This window comes from Duganella paludis (genome assembly GCF_054461335.1).
This window is the reverse complement of record NZ_CM136922.1, coordinates 5,604,422-5,627,226: the sequence shown is the minus strand read 5'-3', so window position 1 is coordinate 5,627,226 and position 22,805 is coordinate 5,604,422. Positions and strand designations below refer to the sequence as shown.

At 64.6% G+C, this 22,805-nt stretch carries 22 protein-coding genes; 1 reads left to right on the top strand and 21 read right to left on the bottom strand.

The genetic code is table 11. The features are described 5' to 3' along the window. Positions 1 to 2: 2 nt before the first annotated feature. From ACXZ1M_RS24925 to ACXZ1M_RS24860, 14 genes are all read right to left on the bottom strand, one after another. Positions 3 to 950: a FecR domain-containing protein gene (locus tag ACXZ1M_RS24925; protein ID WP_459050282.1), complete on the bottom strand. Its 948-nt coding sequence runs from the start codon at positions 948 to 950 to the stop codon at positions 3 to 5. Further along, positions 943 to 1,455: a sigma-70 family RNA polymerase sigma factor gene (locus tag ACXZ1M_RS24920; RefSeq protein WP_459050281.1), complete on the bottom strand. Its 513-nt coding sequence runs from the start codon at positions 1,453 to 1,455 to the stop codon at positions 943 to 945. Before ACXZ1M_RS24920 ends, ACXZ1M_RS24925 begins: the two co-directional genes overlap by 8 nt. Before the next feature lie 85 nt (positions 1,456 to 1,540). Next, positions 1,541 to 2,029 carry a Fur family transcriptional regulator gene (locus ACXZ1M_RS24915; RefSeq protein WP_459050280.1) on the bottom strand — a complete coding sequence of 163 codons (489 nt, stop codon included), beginning with the start codon at positions 2,027 to 2,029 and terminating at the stop codon, positions 1,541 to 1,543. A gap of 68 nt (positions 2,030 to 2,097) precedes the next feature. Continuing rightward, positions 2,098 to 2,478, bottom strand: a complete 381-nt coding sequence (locus tag ACXZ1M_RS24910) for a histidine kinase (RefSeq protein WP_459050279.1) — start codon at positions 2,476 to 2,478, stop codon at positions 2,098 to 2,100. A gap of 12 nt (positions 2,479 to 2,490) precedes the next feature. Next, the gene (locus ACXZ1M_RS24905) at positions 2,491 to 3,240 is read right to left on the bottom strand and encodes a COG4705 family protein (protein ID WP_459050278.1); all 750 of its coding nucleotides are present in this window, start codon (positions 3,238 to 3,240) and stop codon (positions 2,491 to 2,493) included. A 96-nt stretch (positions 3,241 to 3,336) separates the two neighbouring features. After that, positions 3,337 to 5,370 (bottom strand): TonB-dependent receptor domain-containing protein, encoded by a 2,034-nt coding sequence (locus ACXZ1M_RS24900; RefSeq protein ID WP_459050277.1) that lies wholly within the window; start codon positions 5,368 to 5,370, stop codon positions 3,337 to 3,339. A 138-nt stretch (positions 5,371 to 5,508) separates the two neighbouring features. Continuing rightward, positions 5,509 to 5,940 (bottom strand): EamA family transporter, encoded by a 432-nt coding sequence (locus ACXZ1M_RS24895; protein WP_459050276.1) that lies wholly within the window; start codon positions 5,938 to 5,940, stop codon positions 5,509 to 5,511. Between the two features lie 9 nt (positions 5,941 to 5,949). After that, positions 5,950 to 6,960 (bottom strand): glycosyltransferase, encoded by a 1,011-nt coding sequence (locus ACXZ1M_RS24890; RefSeq protein WP_459050275.1) that lies wholly within the window; start codon positions 6,958 to 6,960, stop codon positions 5,950 to 5,952. A gap of 2 nt (positions 6,961 to 6,962) precedes the next feature. Next, complete coding sequence (locus tag ACXZ1M_RS24885; protein WP_459050274.1) at positions 6,963 to 8,003, bottom strand: bifunctional UDP-4-keto-pentose/UDP-xylose synthase; 1,041 nt, start codon at positions 8,001 to 8,003, stop codon at positions 6,963 to 6,965. Between the two features lie 70 nt (positions 8,004 to 8,073). Continuing rightward, positions 8,074 to 9,738 carry a glycosyltransferase family 39 protein gene (locus ACXZ1M_RS24880; protein WP_459050273.1) on the bottom strand — a complete coding sequence of 555 codons (1,665 nt, stop codon included), beginning with the start codon at positions 9,736 to 9,738 and terminating at the stop codon, positions 8,074 to 8,076. Between the two features lie 77 nt (positions 9,739 to 9,815). Further along, the gene (locus ACXZ1M_RS24875; protein WP_459050272.1) at positions 9,816 to 11,423 is read right to left on the bottom strand and encodes a glycosyltransferase family 39 protein; all 1,608 of its coding nucleotides are present in this window, start codon (positions 11,421 to 11,423) and stop codon (positions 9,816 to 9,818) included. Between the two features lie 44 nt (positions 11,424 to 11,467). Beyond that, entirely contained in the window at positions 11,468 to 12,772 is a 1,305-nt protein-coding gene (locus ACXZ1M_RS24870) for an ATP-binding protein (RefSeq protein WP_459050271.1), read from the bottom strand. Beyond that, entirely contained in the window at positions 12,769 to 13,428 is a 660-nt protein-coding gene (locus ACXZ1M_RS24865; RefSeq protein WP_459050270.1) for a response regulator transcription factor, read from the bottom strand. Before ACXZ1M_RS24865 ends, ACXZ1M_RS24870 begins: the two co-directional genes overlap by 4 nt. 96 nt (positions 13,429 to 13,524) lie before the next feature. Beyond that, a complete protein-coding gene (locus tag ACXZ1M_RS24860) occupies positions 13,525 to 14,184 on the bottom strand; it encodes a response regulator (RefSeq protein WP_459050269.1) in 660 nt (219 codons plus the stop codon). A 153-nt stretch (positions 14,185 to 14,337) separates the two neighbouring features. Between ACXZ1M_RS24860 and ACXZ1M_RS24855 the strand changes: the two genes are divergently transcribed. Beyond that, positions 14,338 to 14,814, top strand: a complete 477-nt coding sequence (locus ACXZ1M_RS24855) for a pyridoxamine 5'-phosphate oxidase family protein (protein WP_459050268.1) — start codon at positions 14,338 to 14,340, stop codon at positions 14,812 to 14,814. Positions 14,815 to 14,835: 21 nt separating this feature from the next. Here ACXZ1M_RS24855 and ACXZ1M_RS24850 read toward each other — a convergent pair whose 3' ends face one another. From ACXZ1M_RS24850 to ACXZ1M_RS24820, 7 genes are all read right to left on the bottom strand, one after another. After that, positions 14,836 to 16,158 (bottom strand): NRAMP family divalent metal transporter, encoded by a 1,323-nt coding sequence (locus tag ACXZ1M_RS24850; protein ID WP_459050267.1) that lies wholly within the window; start codon positions 16,156 to 16,158, stop codon positions 14,836 to 14,838. A gap of 107 nt (positions 16,159 to 16,265) precedes the next feature. Next, on the bottom strand, positions 16,266 to 17,423 hold the full coding sequence (locus ACXZ1M_RS24845; protein WP_459050266.1) for a Gfo/Idh/MocA family protein: 1,158 nt from the start codon (positions 17,421 to 17,423) through the stop codon (positions 16,266 to 16,268). Position 17,424: 1 nt separating this feature from the next. After that, positions 17,425 to 18,480 (bottom strand): sugar phosphate isomerase/epimerase family protein, encoded by a 1,056-nt coding sequence (locus tag ACXZ1M_RS24840; protein ID WP_459050265.1) that lies wholly within the window; start codon positions 18,478 to 18,480, stop codon positions 17,425 to 17,427. A 13-nt stretch (positions 18,481 to 18,493) separates the two neighbouring features. Continuing rightward, positions 18,494 to 19,444 carry a substrate-binding domain-containing protein gene (locus ACXZ1M_RS24835; RefSeq protein ID WP_459050264.1) on the bottom strand — a complete coding sequence of 317 codons (951 nt, stop codon included), beginning with the start codon at positions 19,442 to 19,444 and terminating at the stop codon, positions 18,494 to 18,496. Between the two features lie 25 nt (positions 19,445 to 19,469). Next, a complete protein-coding gene (locus tag ACXZ1M_RS24830) occupies positions 19,470 to 20,471 on the bottom strand; it encodes an ABC transporter permease (RefSeq protein WP_459050263.1) in 1,002 nt (333 codons plus the stop codon). After that, entirely contained in the window at positions 20,449 to 21,939 is a 1,491-nt protein-coding gene (locus ACXZ1M_RS24825) for a sugar ABC transporter ATP-binding protein (protein WP_459050262.1), read from the bottom strand. Before ACXZ1M_RS24825 ends, ACXZ1M_RS24830 begins: the two co-directional genes overlap by 23 nt. A gap of 8 nt (positions 21,940 to 21,947) precedes the next feature. Next, complete coding sequence (locus ACXZ1M_RS24820) at positions 21,948 to 22,796, bottom strand: sugar phosphate isomerase/epimerase family protein (protein ID WP_459050261.1); 849 nt, start codon at positions 22,794 to 22,796, stop codon at positions 21,948 to 21,950. Positions 22,797 to 22,805 lie beyond the last annotated feature (9 nt).

Genomic DNA, 22,805 nt, shown 5'->3' with positions numbered 1-22,805 from the left:
GATCAGCGCGGGGTGACGCTCACCCACCACGGCAGCGTGCGCTTGACGCGCACCGGCAGTGCGGCCTGCAGCATGTCCAGCGCCTGGTCGGTGTCGCCCAGGGGATAGCTGCCCACAAGTCGCAATCCGGCCAGCGCGGGATCGCAGGCCAGATGGCCGTGGCGGTAGCGCGCCAGCTCGGCCAGGAAATCATCGAGCCGCATCTGGGTGGCGATCAGCAGCCGACGCGACCATGCGCTGCCGTCTTCATGCACGGACGTCATGGCGCCGGGCCGGCCGTCGACGATATCGACCTGCGCGCCGGCGGGCACCACGACGCCGCCGGCTTCCACCGCGCCGTCGTACACGGCCAGGCGCGTGCCCTGCTCCATCAGGCGCACGGAAAAACGGGTTCCCAGCGCGCGCAGGCGTACACCGCGCGCCTCCACCAGCAGCGGCCGCGCCGGCAGATGCGCGTCGGCGCCGCTGTGCAACAGGACTTCTCCACGCTGCAGCAAGATCAGGCGCTGGCGGTCGTCATAGGCCAGGTCGGCGGCGCTGTCGGTATTCAGCCATGCCTGCGTGCTGTCGGGCAGCGCCAGCGTGGCGACCTGCCCCACCGCCGTGCGCTGTCCCGCGCCAAGCGCGGCCAGGTATTCACGCGTTTCCTCGCGGCGCGCCAGCACCGCGCCGAGACCGGTGGTGGCGCCGAGCAGCAACAGGGTTTTCAGCGTGCGACGGCGCTTGGGCACGGTCGTCAACGCCAGCCGCGCCGCCGTGCCGGGCAAGGCCTGCAGCTGCTGGTTGACCTGCTCCACCTGCTGCCAAGCGCACTGGTGCTCCGGCGACGCCGCCAGCCATTGCCGCCAGGCCTCGGTCTGGCTCGCACTGACGGCGGTCTCGCCCAGCACGGCGAACCATTCGGCGGCCTGCTCCAGCACGGCATATCCAGGTTTCAGCGACTCAGTCATCCGCAGAGGCGATCATCAGGCATTGCAGCATGGCCTGCGCCATGTACTTTTTGACCATGCGTTCCGACACCTCCAGATGCGTCGCGATCGCGGCGTAGGTCCAGCCGTCCAGCTGCGACAGCAGAAACGCTTCCCTGGCCTTGGCGGACAAGGAGTTGAGCATGGTGTCGACCTGCAGCAGCGCTTCGATCGCCAGCGCGCGCTCTTCCGGAGACGGCGTGCACGCCATGCCGTGCACAGCCAGCGCATCGGTATAGGCCCGCTCCAGCGCCAGCCGGCGCCAGTGGTTCACCAGCAGGCCGTTGGCGATGGTGCTGAGATAAGCACGCGGCTCGCGCAAGGCTTCCTGCGGACGCGCGCTGAGCAGGCGCAGGAAAGTGTCGTGCGCCAGGTCGGCCGCCCCGTCACGACAGCCAAGCTTGCGCCAGAACCATTGATACAGCCAGCCGTGATGGCTGGTGTACAACGTTTCGACAACGTCAGCTTGAGCAGGGAGAGTGGACATGACCGCAATAATAATGAGAATCGTTCCCATTATTCCATAGATCATGACGGCTGCCAACAACGGCGATGCGCTGCCTTGCTCCGGTTCAGCCTGCCGCAACCTCCCGGCAGGCTGCGCAGCGCCCCACCACCACCAGCTCGGCGGACGGCTGATAGCCTTCATGCGTCAGGGCATTCACCAGTTGATCGACCAGCGACGGCGCGGACAGCCGGTGCCGGTGTCCGCACAGGTCGCATTGGAGGTAGCAGTCCCGCTGTTGCGGCGTCTCCAGCTGGATGGCGTAAAACGAGCGGCTGCCCAGCGCGTCGACGTGCATGTCGCGCCGCACCAGCCCGGAGTTTTCCAGTTCTTTCAAGACGCGGTAGGTCGTCGCCAGGCTGATCGCGCACTCCTGTTCGCTCAGCAGACGATGGACCATCTCCGCCGACAGCGGATCGGCAGCGCCCTCCAGCACGCGCACCACCGACAGCCGCATGACCGTCAGGCGCAACGGCGTTTTGCGCATCCACTGCGCCACGCGCTGCGTGGCGGGCGGCAGAAGCAGGTCGGAAAAGTTATAACTGGGTTGCGGCATCGAGATCCTCTACTGTTCCATTCCCTTGCCAACCGAGACCGGAAAAGGGGAACAACGCCAAGTGATTGCTACTTGCCATATTGATCGAAGGCGGCCAGCAAATCAGCCATGGCCTTCTTGCAGGCGGCGGCATCGGGACGGCTGGCGCGCAAGGCCTGCAGGCTCTGGTCGATGGCCTTGTCCACCACATGCCAGTCGGCCGCCGCGCGCGGTTTCAGGCCGGCCTCGGCCTGGTCCCAAGTGGTTTCCAGATCCTTGATGCGGGCCTTGGCGCCGGCCAGGTCTCCCTTGTTGGTCAAGGCCGCCGTGTCGGCGGCAATCATGCGAAACTTGCTGAGATCACCCAGCTTGTTTTGCGCCGCCTGCGCGCTGGCCAGCAAAGGCGTATCGGTGACGGCCAACAGCAGCGTGCTGGCGGCAGCGGCCAGGAGAATGTGTGCGAATTTCATTTTTCGTCCTTTCTAGGTGGGGGAGGAAGTTTGCGCCGAAGCGCGGCTGATGTAGGCCACCAGCGCGGCGATCAGCAACAGGAAAGCGATGCTGGTATTCACCGTGCCCCACCCCACGCCGCCATATTCAGGCGACTGAGACAGCAGGTCGCCGAGCGCGGCGCCCAGCGGGCGCGTCAGGATGTAGGCCAGCCAGAATGTCAGCACCGGGTTGGCGCCGAAACGGTAAGCTGCGTAGATGAGGGCAATCAGGACGCCGAACACCAGCACGCCGATGCGGAAGCCCAGGCCCAGCGCTTCGGTGGCCAGGTCGCCGGCGGCCGTACCCAGCGCGAAGGTGAAAAGAATCGCCGCCCAATAGAACAGCTCGCGGCGGCGGCCGGTGATGCTGTGGATCGACAGCGTGCGCTCGCTTTGATACCAGCGCAGGAACACCAGGGCCAGCACGATGCAGAAGGTGGCTGTGCTGGCGTACAGGCTGACGCCCATGCCGTCGGTCAGCGCATCGGTAATCTGCGTGCCGACCACGCTTAGCAGCACCACGCAAAGCCAGTACACCCAAGGCACATAGCGCGGCGTACGCAACTGGTAGACCAGCACGGCCAGCAGCAGCACCGCGCTGAGCGCATCGGTGACGAGTGTGCCGAGGCCGATGTTGACGGCCAGGTAGTCGGCGCCGGTTTCGCCCACCGTGGTGGACAGCAGCTTGATCAGCCAGAAGGTCAGCGTGACCTCCGGCACTTTGTTGCGATTGCTAAGCATGGACATCTCCTTGTGCAGTGATGTCCATTAAAACCGAGCGCAAATTAAACCCGCATTAAGCTCCGCGCTTACTCATGAAAGCCGGCATCGCCTGCGCTACTCGAAGTTGAATTCGGCGTCCTTGGCCTTGCGTGTGCCGCCGAAATTGTATGACAGCCCCAGGTACGCGACCTGCCCCATCTGCTGGCGGCGATAGGTGCCGGCAAAGGTCGGCGTCTCATACACCCGACGCATGCGCTGGCCGTTGAAAACATCCGACAGCGTGGCCACCAGCGTGCATTGCTCGTCCAGCTGGTGGCGGTAACCGAGATTGACGACGGTGAATGGCAGCACATGGCCCTGCGGCGTCAGGCGCTTGCCGCGATAATTGGCGCCCACCTGGATGCGGTCGCGCGCACCGAGCTGATAATCGAGCGTACCCTTGCCATTGAAACCGATGCCGGAACGGTCGCTGCCGCCGCCCAGGCCCTGCGCCTTGATCTGGTTGTAGAAGCCATTGCCGCTGATGTTGTAGCTCAAACCGGGCAGCAGCTTGCCGGTGGCGCTGAACTCCAGGCCGCCCGCCTGGCTGACAGGCAGGTTGGCCTTGGTGACCAGCACCACGTCGTTCTCCAGCGGCGTCAGGATTTCGGTATCGCCATCGCGGCTGCGGCGGTAGTAGGCGGTCAGGCCGTAGGCCGCGCCGCCGGCCTCGTGGCGGTAGCCCAGCTCCAGCGCATCGGTCACCTGCGGTCGCAAGGCCGGATTGCCCTGGCGCAGATTCTTCGGGTCGGCTGCGTTGATGTAGGGGTTGAGGTCTTCCGGGTCGACCTTCTTTAAGCGCTTGCTATAGCCCAGCGACAGCCCATCGTTGTCGTTCAGCGTGTACAGCAGGTTCAGCGTCGGATACAGCTTGCGGTAGTGCTGGGTGCTGGCGTCGCCCGAGATCCGCTGCAAGCTGCGGATGTCGGTCTGCTCGGCACGCAGGCCCGCCAGCGTTTCCAGCGCCCCGCGCTTGAAGGCGTAGGTGCCGAACACCGCGTTGACCGCCTGCCGGTAGCGGAAGCGGTTATCGGCGGCGGGATCGGGCGTGAGCGGCTCGGCGGCGCCGGTGCCACGCCAGTTGTTGAACGCGTTGTGCAGGTATTCGACGTCATAGCCCGTCTTGAACGTCGCGCCCTCGCCGTCCGGCCGCACGTAGGATGCGCTCAACTTCGATACATCGAACACTTGCTGGCCGAAGTCGCGCTGCAGGGCCGGCTCGACCGGCCAGGCGCGGTAGTCGTACAGATTGGTCTCGATCGAGTGGCTGCGCTGCAGGTAGAGCGACAAAGCCTCGCCTGGATGCTGCAGTTTCTGATCGTAGCTCAGCGACGCGGCGGTATCGGTACGCGGACCGCCGCCGTTGCCGAAGCGCTGGTAGCCAGCACCGTCGCCAGGCCTGGTCGCCTGTTCGGAGACGCGGCGCTCGGTGCGGCTGGCGTAGTCCAGCGTCGCCGCCAGGGTCTGGCGCTCGTTGGGCGTGTATTTGAGCGCGCCTTTGCCATACCAGCGTTCATTGCGCTCATCCAGCACCTGGTGGGAACTGGTCGGTGTGCTGTCGCGCGGCCCGCTCAGATTGTCGGTCACGCGCCGGCGGCGGTCGGTGCGGTTGCCGAGGGTGCCGCTCAGATCCAGCACGCCGCTGTTGTAACTGCCGCCGACGCTGCCGTTGTGCCGGCCGCTGTCGCCCAGGTTGGCCAGCAACTGCCCGGTGGCGCCGCGCTTGCGGTTCTTTTTGGTCACGATATTGATGATGCCGCCGGCGCCGTCCGGCTTGAACTCGGCCGACGGCGAGGTGATGACCTCGATCTGCTCGATATCGGCCGCCGAAAAGCCCATCAGCGCACCACCGCGCGCCGCGCCCTGCATCTGGCTGGACGGCTTGCCGTCGATGAGCACCGTCACGCTGGTATCGCCGCGCAAGCTGAGGTTGCCGTCGATGTCGACGTCTACCGCCGGAATGTTATTCAGCAGGTCGGCAGCGCTGCCGGTGCTGGCCTGGATATCGGCGTCGGCGCGATAGACTTTACGGTCGATCTTGTGGACGACATCGGCGCGCTTGCCGGTCACCATCACCGTTGAAGGCGTATCGCTCTGTGCCTGAACCAAAGGGGAGGACAACGCCAGCACAGCCGGCAAACAAAGACGAGATGGGTGCATGCGAAAAGAACTTCCAGGGTTGAACGAAGGCCGCCATTAAAGCGCGGCCATCGTTAACACCGTATTAAGTCAACTTTGCAGCATCAACTAGAACACCATGATGACCACACTGCCGGCGACGATCAGCAAGCCGCCCAGCGCGATCGGCCAGGTCAGCGTTTCACCCACAAACAGCACACCGAACAGAATGGCGAGCGCCACGCTCAGCTTGTCCACCGGGGCCACCTTCGACACCGGCCCAAGCTGAAGCGCACGGTAGTAGCACAGCCAGGACAAGCCTGTGGCAACGCCGGACAGCACCAGGTAAACCCAGCTCGATACGCTGATGCCGCCGGGCTTTTGCCACTCGCCGCGCCAGCTGATAATCGCCGCCGTAACCACAAGGATGACCAGCGTACGGATCAGCGTGGCGAGATTGGAGTTCAGTCCGGCGACCCCGAACTTTCCCAGCACGGCGGTCAGGGCCGCGAAGAACGCCGACCCCAGCGCAAACACCAGCCAGTTCGATTGCAGATTCATCGGACTTCCCTACTCGGTTTGGCGGTTGATGCCCCGTTTTTCATTCCCGGCGGCGAGCTCGTCCAGCTCGGCCGACTGTTGTTGCAGCACCGTCTGCACCACATAGCGCGGACGGGCACGCACCTGCTGATAGATACGCCCGACGTACTCGCCCAGCAAGCCTATGCCGAACAAAATCATGCCCATGAAGAAGAAGGACAGCGCGAACAGGGTGAACAGGCCTTCGGCCTCGGCGCCGAGGAACAAACGGCGTCCCAGCAGCACCAGCACCAGCACCGCCGACGCGAACGACATCACCATGCCCAGCATCGAAAAGAACTGCAGCGGCACCAGCGAAAACCCGGTGACCAGGTCGAAGTTCAGGCGGATCAGGCTGTACAGCGAATACTTCGATTCGCCGGCCGCGCGCTCCTCGTGCTCGACCACGATCTCGGTCGGCTTGCGGGCAAAGCGATACGCCAGCGCCGGCACGAAGGTATTGACTTCGGCGCACTGGTTCATCAGGTCGACAACGTTGCGGCTGTAGGCGCGCAGCATATTGCCCTGATCGGTGATCTTGATGTTGGTGATGCTTTCGCGCAGCCGGTTCATGGCCTTGGACGCATAGGTGCGCCACGCGCTGTCCTGCCGCCGGCGCCGGATCGAGCCGACGTAGTCGTAGCCTTCACGCATCTTGTCCACCAGCTTGCCGATTTCTTCCGGCGGATTTTGCAGGTCGGCGTCGAGCGTGACCATGATCTCGCCGCGCGCCGCCTCGAAGCCGGCCAGGATCGCCATGTGCTGGCCGTAGTTGCCGTTGAAAAGCACCACGCGCGTGACCTCCGGCCGGCGACGAAACTGCGCGGCCAGCACAGCGACCGACTGGTCGCGGCTGCCATCGTTGACGAACACGATTTCGTAGCTGATGCCCAGCTGGTCCAGCGCGCCATACAGCCGGGCGAACAGGCGCGGAAGGCCTGCTTCCTCGTTATAGACCGGAATGACGACGGACAGCTCCGGCCGGTTTGGATCGCGCTGCATGGTCACTCCATCAGGGCTTGGGCGGCGGCGACCTGGCCACGGTAGGCGTCGAAGATTTTCTTCAGCGCGTCGGCCATGGTGGTCGATGGCTTCCAATCCAGCTCTTCGCAGGTGTTGGTGATTTTCGGCACGCGATTCTGCACGTCCTGATAGCCGGCGCCGTAGTAGGCGCCGGCGGTGGTCTCGACGATCTTGACTTGCGCCGCGCCGGCCGCGTATTCAGGATAGTCGTGCGCCAGTTCCAGCATCATGCCGGCCAGTTCGCGGATCGAATAGTTGTTGACCGGGTTGCCGATGTTGTAGATCTTGCCGCTGGCCGCGCCGTCCTTGTTGGCGATGATCTTCATCAGCGCATCGATGCCGTCGTCGATGTCGGTGAAGGCGCGCTTCTGTGAGCCGCCGTCCACCAGCGAGATGTTCTCGCCGCGCACAATGTGGCCGAAGAACTGCGTCACCACGCGCGAGGAACCTTCCTTCGGCGTGTGGATCGAATCGAGGCCGGCGCCGATCCAGTTGAATGGACGGAACAGCGTGAAGTTCAAACCTTCCATGCCGTAGCCCCAGATCACGCGGTCCATCAGCTGCTTGGCGTTCGAATAGATCCAGCGTGGCTTGTTGATCGGGCCGCAGATCAGTTCCGAATTCTCCGGATCGAATTCCTCGTCATGGCACATGCCATACACTTCCGAAGTCGATGGGAACACCAGATGCTTGCCGTACTTGGCGGCCGAACGCACGATCGGCAGGTTGGCTTCGAAGTCCAGCTCGAACACGCGCAGCGGCGCGGTTACATAGGTGGACGGCGTCGCGATGGCGACCAGCGGCAGAATCACGTCGCACTTCTTGACGTGGTACTCCACCCATTCCTTGTTGATGGTGATGTCGCCTTCGAAGAAGTGCATGCGCGGGTGGTCGAGCAGGTCCGGAATGCGGTCGGTGCTCATGTCCATGCCGTACACATGCCAGTCGGTGGTCTCCAGGATGCGCTTCGACAGGTGGTGGCCGATAAAACCGTTAACACCCAGGATAAGAACTTTTTTCATTGAAGACCCCGCTCATACGATAGTAAAGCCCGATTCTGCACGGGCAATCATGAACAGCGTATTAAAACTCTCAGGAAACAGGCAATGTTGCGATCAGCACCATGTCATCGCCGGTTCCGCGCAGCGTCATCGGCAGGCCACGTTCCACCAGGGTGCGGTAGACATTGGCGCTGACGATGGCATATTGGCGCTCGCCGCGCCTCACCGCACGCTCCCAGCGCGCCTGGAATTCCTCCAGTGTGGCGATGCCGCGCTCGGGTTCCTGAAGCAAGCCAAAACCCAGTTCGTCCGTATAGTGCACCGGGATCACCGTGTGCCCCATGTAAAAGGTCATCGATTGCCGGTAAGTGCCCACCGAGTAGACCGGCGTCGCTTCGCTCAGTTCGGCGCGGATCGACAGGGCCAGGTCGGCCCCGGAGCGCTGCCGGCCGAAGGGTTCGTGCGCCGCCAGCGTGCACTGGGCCAGCAGCCAGCCGCCCAGCGCCACCGCCAGCACCATGGCGTCGCGCCGCCCGCGCCATTCGGCCCGGATCGCGGCGCCACCGGCCAGCAGCGCCGCCAGGAAACCGGCACCCAACACCAAGCGCGTACTTTCAAACAGCGCAACATCGATCGGGTTGTGCCCCAGCTTGCCGACGAAGGGCGCGGCCACCAGGCCGGCGGCGCCGATCAGCGCCAGTAGCGCCGCCACCAGCAAGGCCGCAGTGCGCCCGGCGCGCTCCAGATAAACGCCGGTCAGCAGCGCGATCGCCGGAAACACCGGCACCACGTAGCCGGGCAGCTTGGAACTGGAATAGCTGAAGAAGGCCAGAATGAAGACCAGCCACACCAGCAGCAAACGCACCGGCTGAAAGCGCCCCGCCGCCCGCTGACGCGCTTGCGCCAGACTGCCCGGCAGCAATGGCAGCCATGGCAGGCTGGCCGGCAGCATCAGCACCAGGAAGTAGTACCACGGCCCTTCGCGCCGGTGCGTCTTCAGGAAGAAACGGTCCCAATGCTCGTGGATAAAGAAGAAGTACGGCTGCTCGGGATTGCGCGCCGCCACCAGCAGGAACCACGGCAGCGACAGGATCAGGAAGACCGCGAGGCCGCCCACCGGATGCAAGCGACGCCAGATGGCGCGGTCGCCGCTCGTCAGCGCATACACCAGCAGCACGCCGCCCGGCAACACGATGCCGATCAGCCCTTTGGTCAACAGCGACAACGCCATGCCGGCCCAGCAGACCAGCATCCAGCGGCGGCGCTGCGTCGCATCCGCATCGTCTCGCTGGGCCAGCAGCAATGCGCACAACGATAGCGCCATGGTCGCCGCCACCGCCATATCCAGCGAATTGAATTGCGAGGTCGCGCCCCAGTACAGGGTCGAAGCGAGCACCAGCGCAGCGTAATAGCCGGCGCGGCCGCCGAATACCCGGTGTCCGGTGTAGCCGACCAGGAACACCGTCAACACGCCGCACAAGCCGTTCCACAGGCGCGCCTGCCATTCACCGATGCCGAACAGCGCGAACGCAATGGCGCTCATCCAGGTGTGCAGCGGCGGCTTCTCGAAATACTTGATGCCGTTCAGCCGGGTGGTGATCCAATCCCCGCTGAGCAGCATCTCGCGCGCCATTTCGGCATAGCGCCCCTCATCGGGCTGAATCAGGGTGCGCACATCGAGCACCAGTAGGGACAACACAGCGAAGCCGGCGGCCAGCAGATACAACGCAAACCTGGAACGCAAAAAATCGGGCATGGGCAACCTGGATCGAGACTAAAGAGGGAGGTATTTTAGCGTTATTCTAAGATTAACAAAATGTTAGATTTTGCCCTTCACGGCGCGGACACGATCACCACCCGGTCATTGCGCACCCGCTCGCGCATCGGCAAGCCGTGGTCCAGCAGTTGCTGATAGACGTTGAGGCGCACGATCGCGAACTGCGGCTCACCGCGCGCCACGCCCGCGTTCCAGCGCCGGTAGAATTCCTCCAGCTCGGGAATGCCGCGCTCCGGCTGCTGCCGCAGTCCAAATGCCAGTTCATCGGTGTAGTCGACCACCACCACCTGATGCTGCAAGTAGAACACCAGCGATTGCTCGTAGGCGCCAACCGAATATACCGGGGTTGCCGCCGTCAGTTCCGGCCGGATCGCCAGCGCCAGATCCATGCCGGATTGACGCCGGCCGAATGGTTCATACGCCGCCATGCTCAATTGCAGCAGCAGCCAGGCGCCAACGGCCACCACCACCACCATCGCCGTACGCCGGCCGCGCCACTCGGCGTAACACCCTGCCGCCCCGCCGGCGCCGGCGGCGATGAAGCCCGCCAACAGACAATAGCGTTGCTTGCCCAACAGCGCTACCATTTCCGGCGACAGGCCGGCCATGCCGGCCAGCGTAAACCAGGCCAGGCCGGCCAGGCCCAGCACCATCAGCAGCAGCGGCGGCGCCAAAGCCAGCCGCCGCGACGCCTGGTCCAGCGTGCGGCCGGCCAGCATCGCCAGCGCGGGAAATATCGGCAGCACATACCCTGGCAGCTTGGAATTCGAATAGCTGAAAAAGAACAGGATCAGCACCACCCAGATCAGCAGCATGCGGGTCGCCTGGAAACCGCCGGGCAACCGCTGCCGCGCACGCAGCAGCGCGGCCGGCAACAGCGGCAGCCACGGCATGGTCGCCGGCACCAGCAGCGCCAGGAAGTAGTACCATGGCCCGCCACGGTTGTGCGTCTTCAGGAAAAACCGGTCCCAGTGCTCGTGGATAAAGAAGAAGTGCGGCTGCTCGGGATTCTTCAGCGCGATCAACACGAACCACGGCAAGGCCAGCGCCAGAAACAGCGCGCCGCCGGCCCATGGATGCAACCGTTTCCAGATGCCCCGGTCTGCCGCCAGCAGGGTGTAGACGATCAGCACGCCGCCCGGCAGCACCAGCCCGATCAAGCCCTTGGCCAGCAGCGACAACGCCATCCCGCCCCAGCACACCAGCATCCATTGACGCCGCGCAGTGCTGCCGGTGCCGTCCTGCTGCGCGATCAACAGCGCGCACAGCGAGATCGTCATGGTGGCGGCAACGCCGATATCGAGGGTATTGAACTGCGACGCGCCAGCCCAGAGCAGCATCGACGCCAGGATCGAGGCACCATACAGCCCGGCGCGGCCGCCGAAAATTCGCGCGCCGGTATAGCCGACCAGCAGCACGCCCAGCATGCCGCAGACCGCATTCCACAAGCGCGCCTGCCATTCGCCGATGCCGAACAGGGCAAACGACAGCGCGCTCATCCAGTTGTGCAGCGGCGGCTTCTCAAAATACTTCAGGCCGTTCAGGCGGGTGGTGATCCAATCGCCGCTCAGCAGCATCTCGCGCGCCATATCGGCGTACCGCCCCTCATCCGGCGAGACCAGCGTGCGGATGCCCAGCACCAGCAGTGAAGCGAAAATAAACACGCCGATCCATAGTTGGCGTGCGGCTTTAAAACGTTGGGAGTCAGTCATAATGAAGAAGGAAACGTCACGGTTACCACCAGCCCGGAGTCGCCATTGGCGCGCAGTGCCAGCGTGGCCTGATGCGCATCGGCGACGCTTTTGACAATCGACAAGCCGAGGCCGCAGCCCCACACCTCATTGCCATCGGGCCGGTAAAAGCGGTCGAACAGGCGGTCGCGGCTCGCCGCCGGCACGCCAGGGCCATTGTCGGCCACTTCCAGATACGGCTGGCCTTGCGTCAGTCCGACCGACACCTGCACCTGCCCGCCGACCTGCGTGTAGCGCAAGGCATTGTCGACCAGGTTGCCGAGCATGACGGCCAGCCCTTCCGAGTGGGCGTGCAGGCACACCGTCTCGGCGCCGGCGGTCAAGCCGAGCGCGATCTGCCGGCTCTCCGCATACACCGCATGATCGGCCACCACCCTGCGCGCCATTTTCAGCAGATCGCAGTGCACATGGGCCGGCACCACCACCACCTGCTCCTGGCGCGCCAGCGTCATCAGTTGTTGCACCAGGTGCGAGGCCCGATCCAGCCTTTCGTGGAGCTTGCGGAATGCGCTTTTCCGGGCGGCGTCGTCGGGCGCGCGCTCGGCCAGTTGCAGCTGCAGCTTCAATGCGGTCAGCGGCGAGCGCAACTCGTGCGCAGCGTCCGCCACGAAATTGCGCTGGGCCGCGATCGCCTGCTCCACCTTGGCCAGCAAGGCGTTCAGCGCCAGCACGATGGGCTGCAACTCCGGCGGCAGGCCGCCCGCTTCCAGCGGTTGCAGCGCGGTGGGCGTGCGCCCCCGCACAGCCTGGGTCAATCGTTCCAGCGGCTGCATGGCGCGCCCGACCACCACCCAGATCAGGATCGCCATGGCCGGCAACAGCAATAGCAGCGGCGGCACGATGCGCAGCGCCATGTGCGCCGCCGCGCGCTGGCGGATCTTGATCGGTTGCGACACCTGGACGTGATAGTTCGACACCAGATCGGTGTACACCCGCCAGCGGTCGCCGTGAAATTTCACCACGGCATAGCCGGTCGGCTGCGTCAGCGGCAACACCGGCGCCGACGCCGTGATATGCACCGGCCGCCCGGCGCTATCCCAGGCCTGCACGTCGAAGCGCTCGTCGGGGTCGATCTCGTGCGGCAAGCGCCACGCCACCGGCGATTGCAGCGGCAGCGACCATGCCAGCTGGCGTAGCCGCTGATCGGACTGCTCATCGGCCTCGTGATCGGCCAGCGCATACAGCAGCATGGCCGCCGCCAGCACGCAGCCCAGCGCGCCGCAGATCAGTCCGAGCAACAAGTGGGTGCGTATAGTCCTCATGCGGCGGCCAGCTTGTAGCCCACGCCGCGCACATTCTGGATGAAGTCGTTGCCGAGTTTTTTACGCAGGTGGTGAATATAGACGTCGATCGCATTGCTTTCGATTTCCTCGCCCCAGCCGTAGACCTTGTCCTCCAGCTGCGCCTTGGAGATGACCCGGCCCGGCACGTCCAGCAAGGCCCGCAGCACGGCAAATTCGCGCGCCGGCAAATGCAGCGGCTCGCCATTCAGGCTGGCGACGTGGCACGCCATATCAACCTGCAAGCCACGATGGCGCACCAACGCCTGGGTCGGCGCCTTGCCCCGGCGCAGCAGTGCACGCACGCGCGCCAGCAACTCGTCCACCTCAAACGGCTTGACCAGGTAGTCATCGGCGCCGCTGTCGAGGCCCTCGACCCGCGAGGAGGTGGCGTCGCGCGCGGTGACGATCAGCACCGGCGCGGCGCCGCCCAGCACGCGGTAGCGCTCCAGCACCTGGATGCCCGGCTTGCTCGGCAAACCGAGGTCCAGCAGCACCAGGTCGTAGATATCCTGCCGCAGGGCCAGCAGCGCGTTGTCGCCGTCGCGCACCCAGTCGACGGCGTAGTTTTCACGGCGTAGCACTTCCTCCATGCTCTCGCCGATCATCGGATCATCCTCTATTAAAAGCAGCCGCATTACTGCACCCCGGTTGATTATTTCCAACCGAGTGTACGGGGCGCTTCATTAACGGCGTATTAATGCAACGGCGTCGAACGCTTTAAAAACAGGTTTTCAGAGCGCCGAGACTTTATAACCGACGCCCCGCACGTTGCGAATGAAGTCGGCGCCGAATTTTTTGCGCAGGCGGTGCACATAGACATCCACCGTATTGCTTTCGACTTCAGCATTCCAGCCGTACAGCTTGTCCTCCAGCTGGCTCTTGGACACCACGCTGCCCGGATTGTCGAGCAAAACGCGCAACACGGCGAATTCACGTGCCGACAGCTTGACCGGTTCGCCGTCGAACTGCGCCTCATGGCTGGCCAGGTCCAGCGTCAGGCCGCCATGGACCACCACCGAACGGGTACGGGCCACCCGGCGCCGCAGCAAGGCGCGGATGCGCGCCAGCAGCTCGTCCAGGTCGAACGGCTTGACCAGGTAGTCGTCCGCCCCGCCGTCCAATCCTTCGACGCGCGCTGGCGTGCCGTCGCGGGCGGTGATGATCAGGACCGGCAAATCTTGTCCGCGCGCGCGCAGGGAGCGCAGGACGTCCATGCCTTGCTTGCGTGGCAAGCCCAGGTCCAGCAACAGCAAGTCATAGCTGATCGTGGTCAACGCCAGCTCGGCCGCCTGGCCGTCCCGCACCCAGTCGACCGCGTAGCTCTCGCCATGCAAGCCATCTTCGATACTTTCACCGATCATAGGATCGTCTTCCACCAGCAGGAGGCGCACCGCTCTTCCCCAATTAGCCACAATACCGCTATCTTACCGTGGCGCTGCCGGTTCAGACAGCATCAAAACGCCCTGCCTGATCGAACCAACGGCGCCGGCCCGCCTCTAAGATCTGAAGGGCGCCGCCGCGCGCCGCCATGCCAAGGAACCATCATGCAGACACTGGACCGTCCCCAACATCAATTCATCCTCGACATCCTGAGCGCCACGCACGACATGACGCTGGCCACGGTGCGGCCGGACGGCTATCCGCAAGCGACCGTGGTCAGCTTCGTCCACGACGGCCTGACGCTGTACGCCGGCATCGGCCTCGATAGCCAGAAGGCGCACAATATCCGCAGCAACGAGAAAGTGTCGGCGACCATCACGCCGCCCTATGCCGACTGGAAGCACATCCGCGGCCTGTCGCTGGCGGGCAAGGCCGCCATGGTGGCCGATGAAGAGGAAAACGCCCACATCGCCGACCTGATGCTGTTCCGCTTTCCGCAGTTGCGCCAGCTGATGCAGGCCGGTCACAGCATGTGGCCGGGCTCGGTATTCGTGCGCGTCACGCCGACGGTGGTCTCGCTGCTGGACTACGAGCGCGGCTTCGGCCACACCGAGCTGTATCGGGCGGTGCCGGGGACGTGAGCGCGGCGCCGGCCATTGAGGTCACGTACCCGAAGTCGCCAGCATGGCAGCCACGCCAACCGCCATCACTGCGGTGCATGCCCATCCGAGGCAACGCAATCGCGTTGAAATCACCAGCGTTCCCATGACGGCGGGTTTGGCGGCGAGCAGCATCAGCACCACCATCACCGGCACCGCCACCACGCCGTTGATCACCGCGCTCCAGAACAAGGCACGCATCGGGTCGATATGGGTGAAGCAAAACAGCGTGCCGATCGCGGTCGCGGCGATGATGATCCAATAGAATTTGCGCGCGCCGGCGTAGGACAGCTCCAGGCTGTTTTTCCAGCGCATGGTGCCGGCGATGGCGTAGGCCGCCGAGCCGGCCAGCACCGGCACCGCCAGCAGCCCCGTACCGATGATGCCAGCCGCGAACAAGGCGAACGCGAAGTCGCCGGCAATCGGCCGCAACGCCGAGGCCGCCTGCGCAGACGAGGTGATTTCCTTGATGCCGTGTGCGCCCAGTGTCGCGGCGGTGGTCAACATGATGAACAACGCGACCAGGTTGGAGAACCCCATGCCGACGACGGTGTCGACCTTCATGCGGGTAAGGTTGGCGGCGGTCTGCTCGGCGTCGCCATGTTTCAGCGCGTGCGCTTCGGGATCGGCGTGTAAATCCTCGACCTCCTGCGACGCCTGCCAGAAAAACAGATACGGGCTGATGGTCGTGCCGAAGATCGCCACCACGGTCGTGATGTAGGCGGTATCCCAGCTCAGCTTGGGCAAGGCCATGGATTGCAAGACCGTCAGCCAGGGCAGGTTCACCATCAAGGCCGTGGCGACATACGCCAGCAATGCCAGCGTCAGCCATTTCAACACTTTCACGTAACGCCGGTAGGGTATGGTCACCTGCAATACCACGGACAGCAGGCCGGCGCCTGCGGCATACCAGTGCGCCGATCCGCCGACCAGCAGTTGCACGGCGTCGCCCATGGCCGCCACGTCGGCGGCGATGTTGATCACGTTGGCGATCAGCAGCAGCGAGACGACCAGGTAGAGCAGCGGCGCCGGAAAATGCCGTCGGATATTGGTCGCCAGACCGTGGCCGCTGACGCGGCCGATGCGGGCGCTGATCAGCTGTATGCCCACCATCAAGGGAAAGGTCAGGATCATGGTCCAGGTCATGCCGAAACCGAACTGTGCGCCAGCCTGGGAATACGTGGCGATGCCGCTGGGGTCGTCATCGGCGGCGCCGGTCACCAACCCGGGTCCCAACTTGGCGAGCCAACTGGTGTTTGCGGGCGCGGTCGCACTAGGTTGATCTTCCGCTGGCGGCGGCGCGGTTGGCGCTGAAATGTCCGGCATGTCTTCTCCTTGGAAGCTGATGGTTGCCAAGTGACAATGCACCGCGCGGACCAACCTGTCTGTTATCGCGCACACCATCGCGGCCCGTTTCGGTCAAGGGCGCTACTCTACTCCGACAGCCGGACCCAACAGCAGCCTTGCCGGTTGCTTTCCATGGCCGCCGCCATGAACTTCAGGCCGGCGACGCCGTCGCTGACATCCGGCATGCCCAGCGTCAGTTCGGGCACGGCCTGCCCGGCGTCGATGGCGTGGATCTGCCCGGCGGCGTCGCGGTACAGTTGGGCGAACGCTTCCAGATACCCTTCCGGATGGCCTGACGGCACGCGGGTCGCCGCTTCCGCCGCCGCGCTGCGCACACGTCCGCGCGTCAGGCGCTGGGCGCAGCCGCCCTGCGGCGTTACCCACAGTTCATTCGGGTTTTCTTGTTCGAAGCTCAGGCTGGCCTTGGTGCCGTAGACGCGCAGGCGCAGGCCGTTCTCGCAGCCGGTTGCCATCTGGCTGCTCCACAGCAGGCCGCGCGCGCCATTGGCGTAGCGCAGCATGACCTGCACGTGATCGTCCAGTACCCGGTCCGGCGTGAAGGCATGCAGTTCGGCCAGGATCTCGTTCGGCAGCATGCCGCTGACGTAGCCCGCCAGATGGTAAGCGTGGCTGCCGATATCGCCGAGACAGCCGTTGGGGCCGGCGCGCAGCGGATCGTTGTGCCAGTTGTTGCGCTGGAAGTCCGGACTCTGGTTGGCCGGCTCCGCCAGCCAGTCCTGCGGATACTCCACCTGCACCAGCCTCACTTCGCCGATCTCGCCCGCCGCCACCATGGCGCGCGCGTGGCGGACCATCGGATAGCCGGTGTACACGTGGGTCAGCGCGAATACCTTGTTCTGCTTGCGCGCCAGCGCCGCAAGCGCTTCCCCTTCGGCCAGCGAGATCGCCAGCGGCTTGTCGCAGATGACGTGGATGCCGGCCTCCAGAAACGCCGTCGCCATCGGCGCGTGCAGATAGTTCGGCGTGACGATGGCGACCGCGTCTATGCCGTCCGCCCTGGCGGCTTCAGCGCGCGCCATGTCCTCATAGCCGGCATAGCTGCGCGCCGGGTCCAGCCGCAGCCCGGCGGCGCTGGCGGCCGCCCGCTCGGCGTTGCTGGACAGGTTGGCCGCCACCAGTGCGTAACAGTCGTCCAGCCGTCCGGCGATGCGGTGCACCGCGCCGATAAAGGCGCCGTCGCCGCCACCTACCATGCCCAATCGAAGTCGTCGTGCTACCGCCATCTTAGTTCTCCAGCCCCATCAGCACGCGGACCTGGTGCAGGTCGGCGCCGCTGCCGGCAAAATCGTCAAATGCCCGCTCGCCCACGCGGATGATGTGCCGGCGGATGAAGTCCGCGCCTTCGCGCGCGCCGTCCTCGGGATGCTTGAGTGCGCATTCCCATTCCAGCACCGCCCAGCCAGGAAAGTCGTACTGCGCCATCTTGGAGAAGATGGCCTTGAAGTCGATCTGCCCGTCGCCTAGCGAACGGAAGCGGCCGGCCCGCTGCTGCCAGCCCTGGTAGCCGCCATACACGCCTTGCCGCCCATCCGGACGGAACTCGGCGTCCTTGACGTGGAAGGCCTTGATGCGTTTGTGATAAATGTCGATGAAGGCCAGGTAGTCCAGCTGTTGCAGCACGAAGTGGCTGGGGTCATACAAGATATTGGCGCGCGGGTGCCCGCCCACCGCGTCGAGAAAGCGGTCGAAGGTCACGCCGTCGTGCAGGTCTTCGCCGGGATGCAGTTCGTAGCAGAGATCCACGCCGGCATCCTCGAAAGCGTTGAGGATCGGCAGCCAGCGACGTCCCAGTTCGGCAAACGCTTCTTCGACCAGTCCGGCCGGACGCTGCGGCCACGGATAGATATACGGCCAGGCCAGCGCGCCGGAAAAGCTGACGTGGGCCGTCAACCCCAGCCGCCGGGAAGCGCGCGCGGCGCGCATCAGTTGATCGCTGGCCCAGGCCTGGCGCGCCGCAGGATTGCCACGCACGTGCGGCGCGGCAAAGCCGTCGAACAAGGCGTCATAGGCCGGATGCACGGCCACCAATTGGCCCTGCAAGTGCGTCGACAGCTCGGAAACCTGCAGGCCATGCGAGGCCAGCATGCCGCTGATATCGTCACAGTAGGCTTGGCTGTCGGCCGCCTGCTCCAGGTCGAACAGGCGCGGATCACATGGCAGCTGGATGGCTTTGTAGCCGAGTTCGGAGGCCCAGCCGGCCAGGTTTTCCAGATTATCGAATGGGACATCGTCGCCCATGAACTGCGCCAGGAAAATCGCCGGCCCCTTGATGGTTTTCATGCTCGGCTCCTGCTCAGTACGGCGAATCGGCGAAGTAGAACTGCTTGGCGTTGTCACGCGTAATCAGTACCGACGGAATGATGGTCTTGGCCGGCAAGGCTTCGCCTTTCAGGCGGGCGGTGGCGGTCATCTTGATGGCGTCGTAGATGAACTTGGGCGAATACGAGACGTCGGCCTGCACCAGTTTGTCGCCGTCGATGATCTTCTTCACGGCCGTTTTGGCACCGGCGCCGCCGAACACTTCCTTGATATCGGTGCGCTTGGCCTGTTCGATGGCTTTCACTACGCCGATCGCCATGTCGTCGTCGGCCGCCCACACCGCATCGATCTGCTTGAAGCGGGTCAGATAGTCCTGCATGACCTTGAAGGCGTCGTCGCGGTTCCAGTTGCCGTACTTGGTGTCCAGCACCTTGATGCCGGGATAGTCGCGCAGCTCGGCATTGAAGGCTTCCACCCGCTCGTTGTCCAGCGTGCTCGGCATGCCGCGCAGCACCACGATATTGCCTTTGCCGCCCAGCTTCTTGCCCAGGTACTCCGCCGGCAACTTGCCGAAGGCGGTGTTGTCGCCGGCCACGTAGGCGTTCTGCGCCGCCGGATTGGTCAACCCGCGATCCACCACAGTGACATAGACGCCCTTGTTTTTTACCTGCATCACCGGCTGCGTCAGCGACGCCGATTCCAGCGGGAAGATCACCAGCGCATTGATCTTGTTCACCACCAGCATGTCCTGCAGCTGGTTAGCCTGCTCCGGCGTGCTGGCCGCGGTCTTGATGATGATCTTCAACGTTGGATTGGCTGCTTCCAGCTCCTTCTTGGCCTGGTTGGCCCACCAGACGATGCCGCCGGTGAAGCCGTGGGTCGCGGTCGGGATCGCCACGCCCAGCGTGACTTTTTCGGCCGACACGGCGGCGCCGGCGGCCAGCGCCAACAGGCAGGCGCCGGCGATGCGTTTCATTGAGATCATATGGATTCCTTTTGACTTGAAAAAATTAGCGGCGGCCGCGCTGCATATAGGCCACGGCGATAATCACCACGCCCTGCACGGCGGCGTTGAGGTGGACGCTGATAATGCTGGTCAGGTTGACGATGTTGCCGATCACCGACAGCAGAATGGCGCCGATGACTGTGCCGACAATGCGTCCCGAACCGCCCTTGAGCGAAGTGCCGCCCACCACCACGGCGGCGATCGCTTCCAGCTCCCACAGGATGCCGGTGGTCGGCGTGGCCGAGCCCAGGCGCGGCACATACAGGATGGTGGCGATCGCCACGCAGATGCCCAGCAGCAGATACGTCAGCAGCTTGACCTTGTCGACCCGGATCGCGGCGTAGCGCGCCACCTGCTCGCTCGAACCGATGGCCTGCACGTGCTGGCCGAAGGCGGTACGGTTCAGGATCACGACGCCGCCCGCCGCCACCAGCAGGAACACCCACACCGGCACCGGCACGCCAAGCAGGCTCTGGTAGTAGACCGGGCTGTAGGCATCGGCCACGGTGCTGTCCAGCGTCAGCGCGCCGCCGTCGGACAGCCAGGTCAGCGTGGCGCGGAAGATGCCCAGCGTGCCCAGCGTGGCGATAAAGGGTTCGATCCGGCCGCGCGTGACCAGCACGCCGTGGGCGCTGCCCAGCACGCCGCCGAGCAGCAGCGCCAGCGCGATCCCCAGCAACACGGTGGCCAGCGGACTCAGCGGCTGCGCCGCCCCGGCCAGCGCATTCATCAGCATGATCATGGCGCCGGCGATCAGCGCGGCCATCGAACCGACCGACAGGTCGATACCGCCGGAAACGATCACAAACGTCATGCCGACCGCGATGATGCCGATGAAGGCGGTGCGGGTCAGCACGTTCATCATGTTGTCGAGCGTGGCGAAGTCCGGATTCAGCAGGCCGCCGGCGATGCACAGCAGGATCAGCGCCGCGACCGGGCCGTAGCCACGCAAGCGCTGCAACGACGGCAAGGCCATCGGTAGTTTAGTGGTGGGTGTCGGTTGCATGGGAGATCAATTCTTCTTCGGTAAGATGGTCGTGGTCCAGCATGGCTTGCAGCTTGCCGCCATGCAGGATGGCGACGCGGTGGCACAGGCCGATCAGTTCGATCAGTTCGGACGAGATGACGATCACCGCCCTGCCCTCGGCCGCCAGGCGGTGGATCAGCTGGTAAATATCGCGCTTGGCGCCGACGTCGACGCCGCGCGTCGGCTCGTCCAGCACCACCACGCGCGGATCGCTGTGCAAGTACTTGGCCAGCGCCAGTTTCTGCTGATTGCCGCCGGACAGCTCGCCGGCCTTGCAGTGGATGTCGCGCAGGCGGATGCCGAAATCGGCGACCGCCCGCTCCAGCGCGGCGCGGCCGCGCTTCAGATCCAGCCACGGCCTGGCGTCGCGCTCCAGCGTCATCATGGTGAGGTTTTCGCGCAGGCCCAGGTGCACGTGCAGGCCCTTGCCCTTGCGGTCCTCGCTCAGGTAGGTCAGGCCGTGCAGCATGGCCTGGCGCGGGTTGCGGATGTCGACCGGCTGGCCGCCGATTTCGATCCGCGCAGACGTGCGCGGACGCAGGCCGAGCAAGGCCTCGAAGGCTTCGGTACGGCCGGCGCCGACCAGTCCGCCGAAGCCGAGGATCTCGCCGGCGCGCACCTCGAAGCCGAGGTCGCGCACCCAGCCGGGCACGTTCAGGTTGGCGACCTTGAGCAGCACTGGCGCGTCGGCCGGCGGCAACTGCTTGGCCGCGAACATATCCGACACGTCACGCCCCACCATCAGGTTTGCCATCTGGTGGCGGTCAATGTCGGCGGTCACGGCGCGGCTGACGAAACGGCCGTCGCGCATCACCACCACTTCATCGGTATTGGCTTCCATCTCGTCCAGCTTGTGCGAGATGTAGACGATGGTCACGCCTTCCGACTTCAGCCGTGCCATCAGCGCGAACAGCTTGCGCGTTTCGCCGGAGGACAGGCTGGCGGTCGGCTCGTCCATGATGAGCAGGCGCGCCTTGCGGCTGAGCGCCTTGGCGATTTCCACCAACTGCTTTTCGGCGACGATCAGGTCGGCCACCTTGGCGTCGGGACTGATGTCCAGTCCCACCTGCTCCAGGCAGGCAGCGGCGCCGGCACGCATGGCCTTGACGTCCAGCAGCCAGCCAGCGCGTGGCTCATGGCCGAGGAAAATGTTCTGCGCCACCGTCAGATGTTCGGCCAGATTGAATTCCTGGTGGATCAGCGCGATGCCCAGCGCCTCGGCCTGGCGCGCGTCGGCAAAGCGCTGGTCGACGCCATCGATCAGCAACTGGCCGCTGGTAGGCGCCTCGTAGCCGGCCAGGATCTTCATCAGGGTCGACTTGCCGGCGCCGTTCTCGCCCAGCAGGCCGTAGACACGGCCCGGTTCCAGCGCGAAGTCGACCCCGTGCAGCACGCGCACCGGGCCGAACTCCTTGACGATGTGTTGAAAACGTACGGACAAACTCATGGAAGCCCTTACTGCGCCGGCATCTTGGCCAATACGCCTTGCAGGCCGCGCAGCGATGCCGCCACGGTTTCCAACTGGCCCATGCCGTTCGGATACTCTTCCTGCTCGATGATGATCCACTCGGTGCCGCCGACGCTGCGCACCGCCTTGGTCAGGCCGCTCCAGTCGGTGCGGTCCTGGCCAATGATCGGCGTGCCGGTGGCGCCCTTGAAGAACTTGGCCTTGTAGTGCGTGGTCACGGTACGGCCCGGATATTTTTTCACGTAGTCGACCGGATCCTTGCCGGCATAGGTGGTCCAGCCCACGTCCTGTTGCAGGATGAAGTCCTTGGGCGTGTTTTTGGCCAGCAGATCCCAGTTGGTCTGGTCCTTATCACCCAACATTTCCTGCTCGTGATTGTGATAGCCGAGCTTCATGCCCTGCCCGCCCAGCTTGACCGACAACGTGCTCAGCTCCTTGGCCAGCTCGGCCGAGCCTTCCTTGCTGGCGGCGCGCTGGTCCATCGAAATGATCAGGCGGTTGCAGCCCACAGCCTTGTAGAAATCGGTGGTGGCCTTGAAGTTGGCGGCGTTGAGTTTGTCCACGTGCATGTGGGCGCCAGCGCATTGCAGGCCGGTCTTTTTCAGGAATGCGCTCAGCCCGGCCGGATCGGCCTGGTACTTGCCGAACTCGCCTGCAAACTCCACACCCTGGAAGCCCAGCTTGGACAGCTTGTCCAGCGTGCCCTCGAAGTCCTGCTTGATCTCGTCCTTGACCGACCACAGCTGCACGGCCAGGCGTGGACTGGTGGCGGCATGGGCAGCGGCTGCGCACAGCATCAGGCACAGCGTCAGGGCATTGCGTTTGATTGCGTTCATCTTTATTCC

Coding starts and splice junctions, on each gene's coding strand:
- ACXZ1M_RS24820 (WP_459050261.1), bottom strand. CDS start 22,796: ATGAACGCAATCAAACGCAATGCCCTGACGCTGTGCCTGATGCTGTGC.
- ACXZ1M_RS24855 (WP_459050268.1), top strand. CDS start 14,338: ATGCAGACACTGGACCGTCCCCAACATCAATTCATCCTCGACATCCTG.
- ACXZ1M_RS24835 (WP_459050264.1), bottom strand. CDS start 19,444: ATGATCTCAATGAAACGCATCGCCGGCGCCTGCCTGTTGGCGCTGGCC.
- ACXZ1M_RS24825 (WP_459050262.1), bottom strand. CDS start 21,939: ATGAGTTTGTCCGTACGTTTTCAACACATCGTCAAGGAGTTCGGCCCG.
- ACXZ1M_RS24910 (WP_459050279.1), bottom strand. CDS start 2,478: ATGAAATTCGCACACATTCTCCTGGCCGCTGCCGCCAGCACGCTGCTG.
- ACXZ1M_RS24870 (WP_459050271.1), bottom strand. CDS start 12,772: ATGAGGACTATACGCACCCACTTGTTGCTCGGACTGATCTGCGGCGCG.
- ACXZ1M_RS24880 (WP_459050273.1), bottom strand. CDS start 9,738: ATGCCCGATTTTTTGCGTTCCAGGTTTGCGTTGTATCTGCTGGCCGCC.
- ACXZ1M_RS24920 (WP_459050281.1), bottom strand. CDS start 1,455: ATGTCCACTCTCCCTGCTCAAGCTGACGTTGTCGAAACGTTGTACACC.
- ACXZ1M_RS24850 (WP_459050267.1), bottom strand. CDS start 16,158: ATGCCGGACATTTCAGCGCCAACCGCGCCGCCGCCAGCGGAAGATCAA.
- ACXZ1M_RS24885 (WP_459050274.1), bottom strand. CDS start 8,003: ATGAAAAAAGTTCTTATCCTGGGTGTTAACGGTTTTATCGGCCACCAC.
- ACXZ1M_RS24830 (WP_459050263.1), bottom strand. CDS start 20,471: ATGCAACCGACACCCACCACTAAACTACCGATGGCCTTGCCGTCGTTG.
- ACXZ1M_RS24925 (WP_459050282.1), bottom strand. CDS start 950: ATGACTGAGTCGCTGAAACCTGGATATGCCGTGCTGGAGCAGGCCGCC.
- ACXZ1M_RS24865 (WP_459050270.1), bottom strand. CDS start 13,428: ATGCGGCTGCTTTTAATAGAGGATGATCCGATGATCGGCGAGAGCATG.
- ACXZ1M_RS24915 (WP_459050280.1), bottom strand. CDS start 2,029: ATGCCGCAACCCAGTTATAACTTTTCCGACCTGCTTCTGCCGCCCGCC.
- ACXZ1M_RS24890 (WP_459050275.1), bottom strand. CDS start 6,960: ATGCAGCGCGATCCAAACCGGCCGGAGCTGTCCGTCGTCATTCCGGTC.
- ACXZ1M_RS24895 (WP_459050276.1), bottom strand. CDS start 5,940: ATGAATCTGCAATCGAACTGGCTGGTGTTTGCGCTGGGGTCGGCGTTC.
- ACXZ1M_RS24840 (WP_459050265.1), bottom strand. CDS start 18,480: ATGAAAACCATCAAGGGGCCGGCGATTTTCCTGGCGCAGTTCATGGGC.
- ACXZ1M_RS24905 (WP_459050278.1), bottom strand. CDS start 3,240: ATGCTTAGCAATCGCAACAAAGTGCCGGAGGTCACGCTGACCTTCTGG.
- ACXZ1M_RS24845 (WP_459050266.1), bottom strand. CDS start 17,423: ATGGCGGTAGCACGACGACTTCGATTGGGCATGGTAGGTGGCGGCGAC.